This is a genomic window from Ramlibacter humi (assembly GCF_004681975.1).
GTDB classification, from domain to species: domain Bacteria; phylum Pseudomonadota; class Gammaproteobacteria; order Burkholderiales; family Burkholderiaceae_C; genus Ramlibacter; species Ramlibacter humi.
Genome location: NZ_SMLK01000004.1, coordinates 158,033 through 172,858, shown reverse-complemented (window position 1 = coordinate 172,858; position 14,826 = coordinate 158,033). Strand labels below are relative to the sequence as shown.

At 69.4% G+C, this 14,826-nt stretch carries 16 protein-coding genes; 13 read left to right on the top strand and 3 right to left on the bottom strand.

The features are described from left to right. Nucleotides 1-10 precede the first annotated feature (10 nt). The 3 genes from EZ216_RS21430 to EZ216_RS21420 are packed head-to-tail and all read left to right on the top strand — an operon-like array spanning nucleotide 11 to nucleotide 491. Nucleotides 11-178 (top strand): hypothetical protein, encoded by a 168-nt coding sequence (locus EZ216_RS21430; protein ID WP_167772913.1) that lies wholly within the window; start codon nucleotides 11-13, stop codon nucleotides 176-178. A gap of 23 nt (nucleotides 179-201) precedes the next feature. Then, a complete protein-coding gene (locus EZ216_RS21425) occupies nucleotides 202-345 on the top strand; it encodes a hypothetical protein (RefSeq protein WP_167772912.1) in 144 nt (47 codons plus the stop codon). Then, nucleotides 342-491 (top strand): hypothetical protein, encoded by a 150-nt coding sequence (locus EZ216_RS21420; protein WP_167772911.1) that lies wholly within the window; start codon nucleotides 342-344, stop codon nucleotides 489-491. The genes EZ216_RS21425 and EZ216_RS21420 overlap by 4 nt, the downstream gene beginning before the upstream one ends. A gap of 53 nt (nucleotides 492-544) precedes the next feature. On the opposite strand, the gene EZ216_RS13880 is transcribed toward EZ216_RS21420, so the two are convergent. Then, the gene (locus EZ216_RS13880; protein WP_135250379.1) at nucleotides 545-1,288 is read right to left on the bottom strand and encodes a hypothetical protein; all 744 of its coding nucleotides are present in this window, start codon (nucleotides 1,286-1,288) and stop codon (nucleotides 545-547) included. 97 nt (nucleotides 1,289-1,385) lie between these two features. On the opposite strand from EZ216_RS13880, the gene EZ216_RS13875 reads away from it, so the two are divergent. The 10 genes from EZ216_RS13875 (at nucleotide 1,386) to EZ216_RS13830 (ending at nucleotide 11,865) form a co-directional block, all read left to right on the top strand. After that, nucleotides 1,386-1,694 carry a hypothetical protein gene (locus EZ216_RS13875; RefSeq protein ID WP_135250378.1) on the top strand — a complete coding sequence of 103 codons (309 nt, stop codon included), beginning with the start codon at nucleotides 1,386-1,388 and terminating at the stop codon, nucleotides 1,692-1,694. Nucleotides 1,695-2,212: 518 nt separating this feature from the next. Then, complete coding sequence (gene epsA / locus EZ216_RS13870) at nucleotides 2,213-3,001, top strand: XrtB/PEP-CTERM-associated transcriptional regulator EpsA (RefSeq protein WP_135250377.1); 789 nt, start codon at nucleotides 2,213-2,215, stop codon at nucleotides 2,999-3,001. Then, nucleotides 2,994-4,430, top strand: a complete 1,437-nt coding sequence (locus EZ216_RS13865) for an undecaprenyl-phosphate glucose phosphotransferase (RefSeq protein ID WP_135250376.1) — start codon at nucleotides 2,994-2,996, stop codon at nucleotides 4,428-4,430. Before epsA ends, EZ216_RS13865 begins: the two co-directional genes overlap by 8 nt. 105 nt (nucleotides 4,431-4,535) lie before the next feature. After that, nucleotides 4,536-5,867 (top strand): outer membrane beta-barrel protein, encoded by a 1,332-nt coding sequence (locus EZ216_RS13860; RefSeq protein ID WP_167772910.1) that lies wholly within the window; start codon nucleotides 4,536-4,538, stop codon nucleotides 5,865-5,867. A gap of 87 nt (nucleotides 5,868-5,954) precedes the next feature. After that, the gene (epsE, locus tag EZ216_RS13855; protein WP_135250374.1) at nucleotides 5,955-6,749 is read left to right on the top strand and encodes a polysaccharide export protein EpsE; all 795 of its coding nucleotides are present in this window, start codon (nucleotides 5,955-5,957) and stop codon (nucleotides 6,747-6,749) included. Between the two features lie 19 nt (nucleotides 6,750-6,768). Then, nucleotides 6,769-8,142: a Wzz/FepE/Etk N-terminal domain-containing protein gene (locus EZ216_RS13850; protein ID WP_135250373.1), complete on the top strand. Its 1,374-nt coding sequence runs from the start codon at nucleotides 6,769-6,771 to the stop codon at nucleotides 8,140-8,142. Beyond that, nucleotides 8,139-9,044, top strand: a complete 906-nt coding sequence (epsG, locus tag EZ216_RS13845) for a chain length determinant protein tyrosine kinase EpsG (RefSeq protein WP_135250372.1) — start codon at nucleotides 8,139-8,141, stop codon at nucleotides 9,042-9,044. The genes EZ216_RS13850 and epsG overlap by 4 nt, the downstream gene beginning before the upstream one ends. Then, a complete protein-coding gene (locus EZ216_RS13840; RefSeq protein WP_135250371.1) occupies nucleotides 9,044-9,832 on the top strand; it encodes a WecB/TagA/CpsF family glycosyltransferase in 789 nt (262 codons plus the stop codon). Before epsG ends, EZ216_RS13840 begins: the two co-directional genes overlap by 1 nt. Nucleotides 9,833-9,989: 157 nt before the next feature. Further along, nucleotides 9,990-10,316, top strand: coding sequence for a hypothetical protein (locus EZ216_RS13835; protein WP_135250370.1), 327 nt, complete (start codon nucleotides 9,990-9,992; stop codon nucleotides 10,314-10,316). A 133-nt stretch (nucleotides 10,317-10,449) separates the two neighbouring features. Further along, nucleotides 10,450-11,865: a hydroxysqualene dehydroxylase gene (locus EZ216_RS13830; protein WP_239024385.1), complete on the top strand. Its 1,416-nt coding sequence runs from the start codon at nucleotides 10,450-10,452 to the stop codon at nucleotides 11,863-11,865. Nucleotides 11,866-11,920: 55 nt separating this feature from the next. Here EZ216_RS13830 and EZ216_RS13825 read toward each other — a convergent pair whose 3' ends face one another. Both EZ216_RS13825 and EZ216_RS13820 read right to left on the bottom strand, forming a co-directional pair. Beyond that, nucleotides 11,921-13,255: a family 8 glycosyl hydrolase gene (locus EZ216_RS13825; protein ID WP_135250369.1), complete on the bottom strand. Its 1,335-nt coding sequence runs from the start codon at nucleotides 13,253-13,255 to the stop codon at nucleotides 11,921-11,923. 466 nt (nucleotides 13,256-13,721) lie between these two features. Further along, entirely contained in the window at nucleotides 13,722-14,813 is a 1,092-nt protein-coding gene (locus EZ216_RS13820) for a GNAT family N-acetyltransferase (RefSeq protein ID WP_135250368.1), read from the bottom strand. Nucleotides 14,814-14,826: the final 13 nt, after the last annotated feature.

Here is a 14,826-nt window from a genome sequence, read left to right as displayed (position 1 = left end):
GAGGCCAGGCATGTCGCGCAAATCGGCGCCCCATCCGGTCGAGCCCGAGGAACCGCTCGAGCCCGGCACCAATCCCGGCACGCCCAACCCCACGCGGCTGCCGGTGGAGCCGGAGTTCGGACCGATGATGCCGCCGGCCGAACCGGAAGACCCGCAGGGCAAGCCGCCCACCCTTTGACCGCATTGCAAGGAGGCGAACCCATGGGCATCGAGAACCCCACCGGCATCCCGCGCCTGGACCGCGAGGAGCCCGATTTGTGGATGGAGGAAGACATTCCCACGCCGTCCAGCGACGATCCGGAGGAGATCGCCGAGAACACGGACGTGCAGCGGCAGACGCCATGAGCACGGGCGTGCCGACGCCGGAGCCCGAGCCGGGCGAGCCGCCGAAGCCGGCGAACCCGGAGCCGGCGCAGCACATCCCGAAGGACCCGGAGAAGCACCACCGGCCCGAGCCCGATGAAGGGCATTCGGAGCATCCGAACCAGTGAAGTCCGTCATTCCCGTCTTCGCGGGGATGACGCTCTCCGAGGTGCAGGGTCCGTCAGCCGTCGTTCGCGGCCAGCAGCCCTTGCGCGTCTTCGTCCAGCCCCGCGACCGGCGTCGACTTCGCCAGCACCATCCAAACGCCGAAGGGCAGGGCGGTGCGCCGCGCACGCGGTGCGGCGCGGACGACCGACAGGCGGCCTTTCTCGAACACCATCACGCCGCACGACTCGGGGATTTCGTCCGCGGCGCCGATGCAGCGGCCCCGCGCGTCGCATCCCAGCACGTACCAGCACTCGCCCAGGTCCAGGTACGCGGCGCGCTTGGCTTCCACGCGCAGGTCGGCAAGCAGGTCCGATCGGCGCACCTTCACTTCGTGCACCACGGGCTCCACGTATTCGGCGACCGAGGTGTTGCGGATGGAGAAGACGTCCGGCTTGGCCATGCACCACTGCGCGGGCTGGGTGCTGTCGCCGGTGGGCACCTGCGCGCGCAGCATCAGCCCTCGCCACGCGATGCGGCCTGCGCGGCCCATCTCGGTGGCGACGCGCTCCACCAGCGATTCGTGCGCCGAGAGGCGGTCGCGGTTGTCGGCCAGCGTGTTGGCGATCATGCGCAGGCCGGTGGGCGTGACGCGCAGCGTCTCGTGCCCGGTGGGCGCCAGCAGGCGCTCCAGCAGGCCGGCGGCCAGCAGTTCGATCTCCACCATGTCCTGGCACGGCCAGCCGGCCGAGCGGTAAACCTCGCGCAGGCGGCGCGCGTGGGTGCGGCCGAGCGCGATCGGCGGGATGGCTTCTTCCATGGGAGCGGGCCAGTGTAGCGGCGCCGTAGGCACGCTCCCACGCGAGTTGGCGGGTTCGGCTGATCCGCACGGCGGGGCCCGCTTCCAGAATGCGCGCATGGCAGAGAAAGCCACTTACGGCATCACCGCGCTCCGCTACGCGGGCACCCAGATCGTCGAGGCGATGATGGGCCTGATCGACGCGCAGCGGGCGCGCTGGGACCTGCGTCCCGCGCCCACCCGCGTCAACGAAGTGGTCGACCGCCTGGTCGAGGGCGACACCGTCATCAGCGTGTTCCCCGACGGCGAAGGCCACCTGCAGGCCGGCCCCGAAGTCATGGTCGACGTGCTGCCCGGCGGCAACGAGACGCTCGCGCTGGCCGAGGAAGCTCCCGGCCGCTGCCTGGACGACCTGCCGCGCTTCTGAAGCGCCGCGGGTCCCTTTCCCCCTTCCGCTTCCCATTCCGGGGTCTGCCTCCAGCCCGGCAGTGCCCGGCTGCGTGTGGCCGCGCTGGCTCAGCGCCTTGTCCTGCACGGCGCGTCGGTGCAATCCCACCACGGCCCAGGCGGAAAACACTTGCTTGACCGGTGAAGCACCCCGTAGCGCCCCGTACGAATGGGTTACGCAACGGCTCTGTCGGAATCCGCTGTCATCGCGATGAGCCGAAACCGACACGAAGCGCCACGGCAAGCCTACGCGTCCGGCATGTCCATTTTTCACACCATCACCCGTCGCCGTCACACACAGGGAGAAACGACCGATGAACCCCGCGCGATCCATGTCGGACGACCGCTGTCAAGCGAATCGTGGCGGGCGGGCAACGGCGGTCACACAGAGTTTCGCGGTGCAAAGCGCGTTAACGCGCTTTCACCAGCGGACCGCGCGAAAACTGTTTCGGAACTTGTCGGCCGTTCGCGGCCAGTGAAAAGAGCGGGAGAAAAGCCATGAGCACGATGCAAGCCATGCCGGACGTCGATCCGGTGCAGTTCCTCAAGATCGCCGGCCTCGGCGCCCAGCTGCGGACTCATGCGGACCTGTGGCGCTGGCTGCAGGGCGACGTGCAGAAATGGCTGCCGCACGACATCCTGCTCGTCGGCTGGGGCGACTTCCGCTCCGGCGACCTGCAGTACGACATCATCTCCAGCCTGCCCGGCCTGCGCACGCACCTGTGCCCGGCCTCGCGCATCGCGCCGCTGGTCAACTACTTCCGCGATTGCTGGATCGCCGCGCAGTCGCAGCCCTGCCAGCTGGACATCGGCGGCTGCGGCCAGCTGCTGGGCGAAGCCGGCCAAGGCTGGGCGCCGGCCCCCGGCACGCCGGGCATGCGGACCGCGCTGGTGCATGGCGTGGGTGACGGCCGCCTCGGCGGAGAGCGCATCTTCGCCGCGCTGAGCGCCGACCTGGCGCCCGCCGGCGGCGCCGCGTCGCTGAAGCTCATCGTCCCGTTCATCGACTCGGCCCTGCGCCGCATGCCGCCCGCGCCCATGAAGCAGCCGGGCGCCGAGCGCAACCAGGTCGAGCAGCTCGTGGTGCGCCTGGGCCAGTTGTCCGAGCGCGAGCGCCAGATCATGGTGTGGGTCGCCATGGGCAAGACCAATCCGGAGATCGGCTGCATCCTGCGCATCAGCGAGTTCACGGTGAAGAACCACATGAAGAGCATCTTCAGCAAGCTGGACGTGACCAACCGCGCCCAGGCCGTGGCCAAGCTCACCCGGATGGCCGCGTATGCCTGAGCTGGGCGGTACCCACCCGGGCGTGGCGGCGGCACCGCCGCCCGCGCCGGCGCTGCCGGGCCCCGCGGTCTTCAGCCACAGCCGGCTGCTGCGCGCGTTCGAGGCTTTCCTCGAGCCGCTGGTGACGGTGCTGTCGCTGTGGTGGCTGGTGTGGCTGTTCGAGGGCGCCATCTCCACGCGCTGGCTGGTGGTGTCGGTGATCGCTTTCGCCCTGGCGTACCCGGGCCGTCCGCAACTGCGCGCTTCGGCGCCGCGCGTGATCGCCGACACGGTGCTGGCCTGGGCCTGGACGGCCGGCCTGCTGCTGGCCACCGCCTACGCGGTCGGCCACCTGGAAGACTTCGCGCGGCCGGTGATCCTGCACTGGCTGTGGCTCGCCCCCACGTCGCAGCTGGCCGCGCACTGGATCCTGCGCAAGTCGGCGCCGCATCTCATTCGCCTGCAGGGCCCGCCGCTGCGCGCCGTGGTCGTGGGCATGAACGAGCAGGGCGGCTCGCTGGCCGACCGCCTGTCGATGGCGCACTACACGGGCGTGGAGCTGCTCGGCTTCTTCGACGACCGCACGCCGGACCGCCAGCACGGGCGGGGCCGCCACCGCATGCTGGGGCGCATCCAGGAGATCGCCGACTACGTGAAGCGGAACAACGTGCAGCTGGTGTACCTGTCGCTGCCCATGGCTTCGCAGCCGCGCATCAAGCAGCTGCTGGACGCGCTGAAGGACACGACGGCATCGGTCTACTTCGTGCCGGACATGTTCGTGACCGACCTGATCCAGGGCCGCACCGACTCGATCTGCGGCCTGCCGGTGATCTCGGTGTGCGAAACGCCGTTCAAGGGCCCCAACCTGGTGGTCAAGCGGGCCAGCGACATCGTCCTGTCTGTTGCAATCCTGCTACTGCTGTCCCCTCTGATGCTGGGGATCGCCGCGGCGATCAGGTTCACCTCGCCGGGCCCCGTGATCTTCCGCCAGCGCCGCTACGGGCTGTGGGGGCAGGAGATCATGGTCTACAAGTTCCGCTCGATGACGGTGACCGAGGATGGCCCTGTCGTGACGCAGGCCCGCAAGGAGGATTCCCGGGTGACGCCGCTCGGGCGCATCCTGCGGCGGACATCCATGGATGAGCTTCCTCAGTTCATCAACGTCCTGCAGGGCCGAATGAGCATCGTGGGACCCCGCCCGCACGCGGTGGCGCACAACGAGTTCTACCGGCCTTTGATCAAGAGCTACATGCTCCGGCATAAGGTCAAACCCGGAATCACGGGCTGGGCCCAGGTGAACGGCTACCGCGGCGAGACCGATTCACTCGAAAAGATGGAAGCACGGATTCGCTGCGACCTCGACTATCTGCGAAACTGGTCATTGCGGTTGGATCTCTACATCGTCTGGAGAACCATCCGGCTGGTGTTCAAGGATGGCGCGGCTTATTGAGCACTAGTTCAAATGAGCCATTGTCCGCCCGTGAGCCTTCGCGTGACCATGCAGAGCATGACGGATTGCGTGTTCCCGCAGGGCGTTCCTCGTGAGAGAACACCAATGAAGAAACTGTCCATCCGGCCCGTGCTGACCGCGACGGCGGCGGCGTGCCTGCTGCCCGCAGTGGCGGTCGCCCAGACCACGCTGCAATCGCCCCCCGGGGGAATGCTGGGCGAGTCGGCCGCGCAGCCGGCCGGCCAGTCGGCGGCGACGCCAATGACCACCGACATGACCGTGCCCATGACGGTGCCCATGTCGCCGGCCCAGGCGATGTCGCAGCCTTATTCGCCGGTGAGCTCCAATGCCGACCAGCGCGAGGGCTTCCACTTCCGCGGCATGGCGGGCGTCGAGCGCGACAGCAACGTGCTGCGCACCGCCACGGGCCAGATCTCCGACACCATCACGGGCCTGGGCCTGGGCCTGCGCTACCAGAAGCGCATCAGCCAGCAGCAGATCGTGGTGGACGCCGAAGTGGACCGCTACCACTACGACAAGATCTCCGCGGGCTTCACGGCCTTCAACTACTCGGCCGCCTGGAACTTCAAGCTGGGTGAGCGCATCGACGGCATCGCCAGCGCCGACCGCCGCCAGTTCCGCGACGTCACGTCCAACGGCGTGGCCAACGGCATCAACCGCCGCACCGAGCGCAACGAGCTGTTCGAAGGCGGCTACAAGCTGGGCGCCGGCTGGCGCGTGCTGGCCGGCCTGCAGCACCAGGCCTCGCGCAGCACCGATCCCACCGCCTGGGACGCCAACCTGTCGGAAACCAGCGGCCGCGTCGGCACCAGCTACGAGTTCGCCTCGGGTTCCACCCTCGCCCTGCGCTACCGCCACGGCAACGGCGACTACAGCAACTCGCCCATCATCACCGGCTTCAACGACGACGAGATCGAGGGCACGATGCACTGGGTCGTGTCGCCGAAGACCACGGTGGACGCGCGCCTGGCGCACCTGCGCCGCGACCACGACGGTGCCAACGCCGGCGCGTTCAACTTCAGCGGCCTGACCGGCTCGGCGGGCATCAACTGGGCGATCACCGGCAAGACCAGCCTGGCCGCCGGCTACACGCGCGACCTGGCCAGCTACGTGTTCGGCACGGGCGGCCACCTGGAGAGCGACCGCTGGTACATCGGCCCGACCTGGCGCGCCACCGAGCTGATCACGGTGAACCTGCGCTACGAGCACGAGAACCGCAAGTTCGTGAACATCACCGGCAGCGGCGACGTGGGCCGCCGCGACAAGTTCGACGTCGCCAACCTGGGCGTCGACTGGGCCATCCGCCGCACCATCAACCTGGGCGCGCAGTACCGCTACGAGAAACGCTCGTCGTCGCTGCCCGCCTTCAATTACCGCGCCAACGTGATCGGATTGACAGCCCGGCTGACGATCTGACGCGCTGGCTGCGGGCAACCGCAGTTCCATCGCGAAGGGAGAGAAAAGATGAGAAGTACCGTGTTTCGAAAGATGGGGATGCTGCTGATGGCAGCGACCCTCGGCCTGGCGGCCTGGGCCGCCGGCCCCTCCAACGGCTCGCAACCCCAGGGCAACGCGGATTACCGCCTGGGGCCCGGCGACCAGATCCGGGTGCAGGTCTACCAGAACCCCGACCTGTCGATCGAAACACGGGTCTCCGAACAGGGCTCGATCAACTACCCGCTGGTGGGCAACCTCCAGGTGGGCGGCAGCACCATCGGCGAGGCCGAGCGCAAGATCGCCAGCGCCCTGAAGAACGGCAACTACCTTAAGAACCCCCAGGTCAACATCATCCTGGGCCAGGTGCGCGGCAGCCAGGTCGCGGTGCTCGGCCAGGTGCAGAAGCCCGGGCGGTTCCCGCTGGAGACCACCAACACCCGCGTGAGCGACCTGCTGGCGGCGGCCGGCGGCGTCACGCCGATGGGCGACGACACGCTCATCGTCACCGGCACCCGCAGCGGGCAGCCGTTCCGCAAGGTCATCGACATCCCGGGCCTGTTCCTGAACCAGAAGGGGCAGGACGACATCCTGGTGATGGGCGGCGACACCATCTTCGTCAACAAGGCGCCCGTCTACTACATCTACGGCGAGGCCCAGCGCCCCGGCCCGTACCGCATCGAGCGCGGCATGACCGTCCAGCAGGCCGTGGCCCAGGGCGGCGGCCCGACCGCCCGCGGCAGCCTGAACCGCCTGCGCCTCACGCGCACCGGCAACGACGGCAAGCAGGTGGAAAGCGACGCGCGGCTCACCGACCCGGTGCTGCCCAACGACGTGATCTACGTGCGCGAAAGCCTGTTCTAAGACGCGGAGGGCCGAACCGATGAACCTGTTCCAGTTCCTGTCCGTCCTGCGCGCACGCCGCACGATGGCACTCGTCATCTTCGCCGCCACCATCGCCCTGGCCATGGCCTGGGTGATGTTTCGGCCGAAGAACTACACCGCGCACGCGCCCATCCTGGTGGACCTGCGCGCCAACGACCCGCTGGCCAGCCAGCCCAACTACCAGAGCATCGTGCCGCAGGCCTACATGGCCACGCAGATGGACATCGTGCGCTCCAGCCGGGTGGCCGAGAAGGTGGTGGAGATGCTCGGCCTGGACAAGGCGAACCCGAAGACGCCCAAGGCCAACCTGGCCAACGACCTGCAGCAGAACCTGGAGGTCAAGCCGGCGCGCGAGAGCAACATCATCAACATCAGCTACACCTCGCGCAATCCGCAGGAAGCGGCCAAGGTCGCCAACGCGTTCTCGCAGGCCTACCTGGACGTGGCGCTGGACATCAAGACCGATCCGGCCAAGCGCTACTCCAGCTGGTTCGAGGAGCAGCTGAAGTTCGCCCGCGACCGCCTGGAGCAGGCGCAGGGCGCGCTCACCGCCTACCAGCAGCGCACCGGCGTCATCAGCGCCGACGGCGTGGACATGGAGACGCAGCGCCTGAACGAGCTGTCGTCCCAGCTGACGCTGGTGCAGGGCCAGCTGACCGACGTCGCCAACAAGCGCGCCGCGTCCGCCGGCAGCATCCAGGAAGCGATGAACAGCCCGCTGATCAACACGCTGAAGGCCAACATCGCGGCGCAGGAAGCCAAGATCCAGGAAGCCAGCGCCAACCTCGGCGCGCGCCACCCGCAGATGATCCGCATGCAGGAGGAGCTGGGCGCGATGAAGTCCCGCCTGAACTCCGAGACCGGCAGCATCGGCCACGCGGTGGAGACCGCCTACCAGGTGGGCCGCGCCCGCGAGCGCGAGCTGCAGGGCGCCGTCAACGCCCAGCGTGCCCGCGTCATGCAGTTCAACAAGTACCGCGACGAACTGAGCGTGCTGCGCCGCGACGTCGACGCCGCCCAGAAGGCATACGAGCAGGTGGCCGAGCGCGCCTCGCAGTCCAAGCTGCAGGCCCTGACCAACCAGACCAACATCCAGCGCCTGGCCACCGCGGTGGAGCCGCTGGAGCCCAAGGGTCCCAGCGCCAAGGCGGCGCTGGCCATCGCGGCCGCCGCCGGCGCGCTGCTGGCCCTGGCCGTCGCCCTGCTGCTGGAGCTTCTGAACCGCCGCGTGCGCTCGGTCGACGACCTGTCGCTCGCCACCAACCTGCCGATCCTGGCCACCGTGCCCGCCCACAACGGCCGCGAGTCGCTGGCCCTGCTGGCCAACGGCCCGACGCGCCCGGCGCTGGCCTACCGCGGGAGCATCGCATGAACAGCCAGATCCTTCCCCTGCACCGCGACCTCGACCTGGTGGGCCCCGGTCCGCGCGAACCGCAGAAGCCGATCGGCGCGCTGCTGGTGGACGCCGGCCGCCTGACCGAGGACGAAGCCGAACGCATCCACGACTACCAGCAGAAGGTGGGCCTGCCGTTCGGCGAGGCCGGCATCTCGATGGGCCTGCTCACCGACGAGGACGTGCGCCACGCGCTCGCCCTGCAGTTCGGCCACGCCAGCATCTCGCCCGATGCGGGCTTGGGCAAGGACCTGGTGGCCGCCTACGAGCCGGACAGCCCGGCGGTGGAACACCTGCGCAGCCTGCGCGCGCAGCTGATGCTGCGCTGGTTCGAGAACGAGACCGCGCACCAGCAGGCGCTGGCCGTCGTCAGCGCCGGTCCCGGCGAAGGCCGCAGCTACATCACCGCCAACCTGGCCGTGCTGTTCGCCCAGATGGGCAAGCGCACGCTGGTGATCGACGCCGACCTGCGCAAGCCCCGCCAGCACCGCATCTTCGGCGTGCCCGGCAAGACCGGCCTGTCGTCGCTGCTGGCCGGCCGCGCCGGCGCCGAGGTGCTGTGCGAGATCAAGCAGCTGCCCGGCCTGACGCTGCTGCCCGCCGGCGTGCTGCCGCCCAACCCGCAGGAGCTGCTGTCGCGGCCGCAGTTCCAGCGGCTGGTGCAGTCTCTGCACGGCCTGTACGAGGTCATCCTCATCGACACGCCCGCCGCCAGCTCGTGGGCCGACGCCGAAACCATCGCCGCGCGCGCGGGCGCCGCGTTGATGGTGACCTGCCGCGACCGCAGCTCCATGCCGCGCGTGATCAAGCTGTCCGAGGACCTCAAGGAGTTTGGCGTCACGGTGGTGGGCGCCGTCCTCAACGGGGCGGGAGCCGTCTGATGTCCGCGCCGCTGCCGTCCCCTTCCCGGGACTGGCAGGTGCGCTGGTTCCAGCTGCTGCGATCGATGGCCCGGGTGAACAGCCCGGACGGCGAGGAGCAGCTGATGGACTGGCTGCTGGTTCCGGGCGAAGCGCGCGCGCTGGCTTTCGTCAACGCGCACGCGATGAACATGGTGGTGCAGTCGGAGAGCTTCTACCGCTCGCTGGCCGCGGCCGACATCGTCGTGCGCGACGGCATCGGCGTCGCCATGCTGATGCAGATGCTCAACCAGCCGCCGGGCCAGAACCTGAACGGCACCGACCTGATCCCCAAGCTGCTGGCGCGCGCCGACGGCCTGCCCATCGCGCTGTTCGGCACCAGCGAGCCGTGGCTGACGAAAGCGCAACAGGCCGTGAAGGAGAGGCTGGCGCCCAACAGCCCTTGCATCACCGCCAACGGCTTCCTGGAACTGCGCGACTACCTGCGGCTGGCCGGCCGCTTCCGCCCGCGCGTCATCGTGCTGGGCATGGGCATGCCCAAGCAGGAAGAGGTGGCCATCGCCCTGCGCGACGCGCTGGGGTCGCCGTGCCTGATCGTGTGCGGCGGCGCCATCCTCGACTTCCTGGGCGGCAAAGTGCCTCGCGCCCCCACGTGGATGCGCAAGTGCGGCCTGGAGTGGGCCTTCCGCCTGGGCCGCGAACCGCGCCGCCTGTGGGCCCGCTACGTGCACGGCAACCCGCTGTTCCTCAAGCGCGCCATCCAGCTGGCCGCCCGGTCGCTGCTGCACAAGTGGCCGCAGGTGGCTTGAGGAAATACGGACTCCCTTACGCAGAGGGCGCAGAGGTTTCGCAGAGGACGCAGAGAAGACAAAGGAAGCCTTTAGAGGTTTTCCTCTGCGATCTCTGCGAAACCTCTGCGCCCTCTGCGTAAGGGAGTCCGCTTTCAACCCGTCAAAATGCGGCGCCATGCCCCGCCGCCCGCACTACCACGTCTACGTCGTGCAACTCGACGACCCGGTGTGGAACGTGGCGAAGTTCCGCAAGGCCAACCCGGACTACGAACTGGGCAAGCCCTTTGTCTATGTCGGCATGACGGGCCTGGACCCCGACGTGCGCTTCGACAAGCACAAGGCCGGCATCCAGGCCAACCGGTTCGTGCAGCAGTGGGGCCTGCACCTGCTGCCCAAGCTGTACGAGCGCTTCAACCCCATGCCCTACGAAGCGGCGCGCGAGATGGAAGTGGAACTGGGCATCGCGCTGCGCAAGGCCGGCTATGGCGTGTGGCAGGGGTAGCGGCCTGCCTCATCAATAAATCCTGACTCATTCCGTCGCCCGCGCGGCGATACAGCTGGGCTAGCGCCCGCTACCCTGGCCGGATGCGCGAGATGGCCTGCCGCACGCGCGGCCGCAGCGGGAGAGACAAGACGTGATCGCCGACGTGGTGGTGGTCGGCTCCGGCGTGGCCGGGCTGCGCTGCGCGCTGGCCCTGGCCGACGCGGGCCTGCGCGTCACCGTCCTGGAAGCGGGCGAGCACGCGGGCGGCCGCGCGGCCAGCTGGCAGGACGAGACCACCGGCATGCAGGTGGACGCCGGACCGCACGTCATCACGTCGGAGCATCGCAACTTCCTGGCCATGCTGCGCCGGCTGGACACGGCCAGGCAGGTGCAGTGGCAGCGGCGGCCGATCATCACGCTGCAGGACGGCAAGGGCATGCTGCGCATGCACACGCTGCCGCTGCCTTCGCCTTTGCACGGCCTGCCGATGCTGCCCAACGCGCTGCGGCGCCTGTCGGTCGGCGACCTGTGGTCGCATCGGCGCATCGCCTGGCAGGCCGCGCGGCTGAACGAGCGCTCGCTGCGCGAGCTGGACGTGGAGGACGCCAACGCGCACCTGCGCGAGATGGGCGTGCGGCCCGCGGCGATCGAATGGTTCTGGCGCTCGGCCGTGCTGGCGCTGCTGAACGTGCCGCTGGAGCAGTGCTCGGCCGCTTCGATGATGCGCGTGTTCCGCCTGATGCTGGGCCGCAGCGGCTGGCACTTCGGCTTTCCGAAGCTGGCGCTGGCGCAGCTGTACGTGCCCGGCGCCTGCCGTGCCGTTCTCCGCTCCGGCGGCCAGGTGCTGTTCGGCGCGCGCGTGCGGCAGCTGCGCATCGGCGAGGGCGGCATCGAAGGCCTGGAGATGGAGGACGGCCTGTCCATCGGCACGCGCCGCTGCGTGCTGGCCCTGCCGCCGCAGGAAGTCGCGAAGCTCGCCGGCGGCCACGCGGCGCTGCAGCAGCTCGGCACGACGGCGGGCTACTTCCGGCCCGCGCCGTACATCAGCACCTACCTCTGGTACGACCGGCCCGTCACGCACGAGCGCTTCTGGGCGCGCGCCTGGAGCCCGCAGGGCCTGAACACCGACTTCCACGACCTGTCGAAGATCCGTCCCGCGCTGGCCGGGCGCAACTCGGTCATCGCCTGCAACGCGATCGGGCCGATGGCGCGCGCCGACTGGCCGGACGGCCGCATCGTCGAGCACACCATGGGCGAGGTGGCCGAGTTCGCGCCGATGGCGCGTCAGGCGCGCGTGGTGCATGCGCGCGTGCACCGCATCCCGATGGCGATCCCGCAGATGCGCCCCGGCATGGAAGCGCTGCGCCCGCCGCCCGCCACCGCGGTGCAGGGGCTCTGGCTGGCCGGCGATTGGCTGGACACCGCGCTGCCCTGCTCGATGGAAAGCGCCGCCCGCTCCGGCGCAATGGCCGCGGAAGCGCTGCTGGCCGCCCAGGGGCGGCCAGTGTCGGTGTCATTGCCCGCGCCCGATACCCGCGGGTTCGTGCGCTGGGCGATGGCGCGGTAGAAAGCGGTGTCCGCCCGAATTCAGCCCGTGCCGCCGCTGCCGACGCCGCCCGGCGTCACGGGTTCCACCAGTTGCCCGACGCCACGATCATCGGCAGCAGCTGCAGCTCGGAGTCGTAGTAGTCGGTGGTGAAGTTGCCGGCGTTCCAGTTCCACAGCGAGTTCAGGAAAGTCTGGAACTGGCCGTTCACCATCGCGCCGCACAGCATCGGGCCGATCATCCCTTCCGGCGAGTAGCTGCGGTCCATGGCCGCGCCGTCCAGGTGGTAGCCGGCCGAGATGATGGCCGGGTTGCCGTTGGTGTCGCGCTGGATGAAGTTCACCAGCTTCGTGCACACGTCGGCCCAGCGGCTGTCGCCGGACGTGACGTAGTCGGTGGCGTAGCGCCACGGGTTGCGCTGCGCGTTGGCGTAGTAGTAGCCCTCGGTCGCCACGAAGTCGCCCATGTAGCCGGGCGAGGGGATCGGCGTGGACGTGTCGGTCTGCACGATGAAGTCGGGCATCAGGCCGCAGTTCGGGCTGTAGGTGTTCTGCATGTAGTTCACCAGCCAGTACGCGCGGTCCACCGCCAGGTCCCACAGCGAGTCGCCCGTCGCGCGCTTGAACGCGCGGAAGTGGCTGATCATGTAGTCGGACGTGCGGCTCACGTTGGCCGTGGACATGCCCTTGGTCGTGCCGTCGGGCTTCATGTTCCACGACTTCAGCGCGTTGATCGTGTTGATGCCTTCCTGCCTGTAGTTCCAGGTGCCGGTGGAACCCCACTGGCGGTCGGCCATCAGCAGCGCCATCGCGATGTCCAGGTCGCCGTCCATCGCGTTCCAGCCGCCGCCGGCGGCGTCGGTCGACGAGCCGTCGATCGTCAGGCGCCAGTCCATCAGGTACTGCCCGCCGTTGCCGGCCGGGATGCTGTACGCGGGGCGCGCACGCACGGTCTTCAGCAGGCCGTCGAACAGGTTGCGCGCCTGCGGGTCGTGGCCGGCCATCAGCACCGTGATCAGCATCGCGTAGCCCATGCCTTCGGACACCGTGAGGTAGTCGCCGGAGGTGCCGAACCTCAGCGCCTTGCCGCCGGAGACGGTGGGCACGTCGACGAGGCCGTGCGCCTTCCAGGCGTCGTAGCTGCTGCGCACCGCCGCGTCCATCTGGTCTTTGCTGGCCGACGTGGGCAGGACGCCGGCGACGTAGGCGTCCAGGCGCGAGCCGAACGGGTACGAGTTGGGGCCGGAGGCGGCGTTGCGGGTGGTGCTGGCGCCGGTGGCCAGGCTGCTGCCCGTGGCGCCGGCGGAGCTGTCGGCGCCGCCACCACCACCGCCACCACCGCCGCCGCAAGCGGCGAGGGCCAGCGCGACGGCAGAGGCGGAACCGGACTTCAGGAAGAAACGTCGTTGCATGTTCAAACTTGTCTGGGGTTTGGCTCGTCCGACAGCGAGCTGCCGAACCTTGACCAAGTTGAAGATGAGCTGGGGATGCGGCGCGCGTGGCGCCTCGTGGCCGCCTCGCGAACTGCGGCGGCCGGTGGCCTGCCTCAGCGAGAGGCGTGAATGTAGTAGGAGACGTCCGACAAACGGCCGAGTTGGGCGCCTACAAAAGTAACCAGGAATGCCTCTGGATGAGCTTGGCAACGCTCAGCGGTAACGGCCTGCCCGGCAGTATTCACGGGCTCGAAACGCCGGGTTGCGCGACAGCGCTTCCAAGCTCTGCGGCGGCGATGGTCCGGTCACGCGGTGCAGAGGTCACCGCCGCGTTGGCGACGCGCGACAGCCGCGGGCAGCCCGCGTTACGACGCATCGAGCGAACGAAGTTACATGCGTATGCACATGCCGTGCGAAGCGGCGTGCACGTGGCTGCGAAAAGCGCTTAAGCGAAGAGCGCGAGCGGTTGCAGGTCGGGTACGAAAACCACCCAGCCGGCGAGGCCCCGCAGGCGCTGGAGCAACGGCAGCGCGGGCCGCGCCCAACGGGAAGTGCGCAACCACGCGCCGACGCGCTTGCGCAGATGGCGCGCCGCGGTCAGCGCCGTGGGACGCGCGGCAAGTCCTTCCACCAGCGGCATCGCGGTGTCGGCCATCTGCGACTTGTACGGCTCGTCGCCCTTGCCCAGGTCGAGGAGCCGGTGGCCTTCCCCTGCCGCGGCGCGCGCGGTCTCCACCAGCATCACCAGGCCCGGCGACAGCGGCGCGAACTCGCGGTTGTAGACCGGGAACCACCAGTGCCACACCTGCGGCGTGTGCATGCCGAAGTGCGCCGCCAGCAGCGTGTCGCCGGCATGCAGCGTGGACAGGCGGCCGCCGAAGTCTTCGCGGTCGATGGCGCGGATGCGTTCCACCAGTTCGCGTTTCCAGGCCGTCGCGAACAGGTCGGCTTCGCCGGTGCGCAGGCACTGCTCGGACTTCAGCCGCAGCACGGTGGCGAACGCATGGTCATCGTGGCTGTGCAGGTCCAGCTTCAACGGCCCGAGCTCGCGTTCGAGCTTGCGCATCGCGCGCTGCAGCTTGCGCATCGACTGGCCGGCCGCCAGCTTGCGCTGCAGCCACGGCTCGAAGCCGCCGGAGAGGTCCAGCCCCGGCGAAGCCGCATGCCGCACCATCACGGGCGGGCACTGCCACGCGGGCAGGTGGTCGAACTGCCAGTACGACAGCCGCGCGCGCAGCAGCAGCTCGCCCCAGTGCCAGTGCGTGCCCGGCGCCGCGACCACGCCGTGGTGGTCCGACATGCGGCCGCCCAGCGGCCGGCCCGCGCCCAGGCGGCGCTGGAAAGGGAAGAAGCCCACGATCACGCCGTCTTCCTCGAGCACGGCGACGAACACGTCGTCGTGCACGGCGTCCACCGCTTCCGCGAAATCCCAGGAGAAGCACGGGCTGGCCAGCGTGGGGTTGGCCGCTTGCAGCGCGCGCCAACGCGCGCGCTCGTTGCGCCCCAGGTCCTCCATGCGCAGCAGTTGGATCTTCATGGGCGGCCGGTCT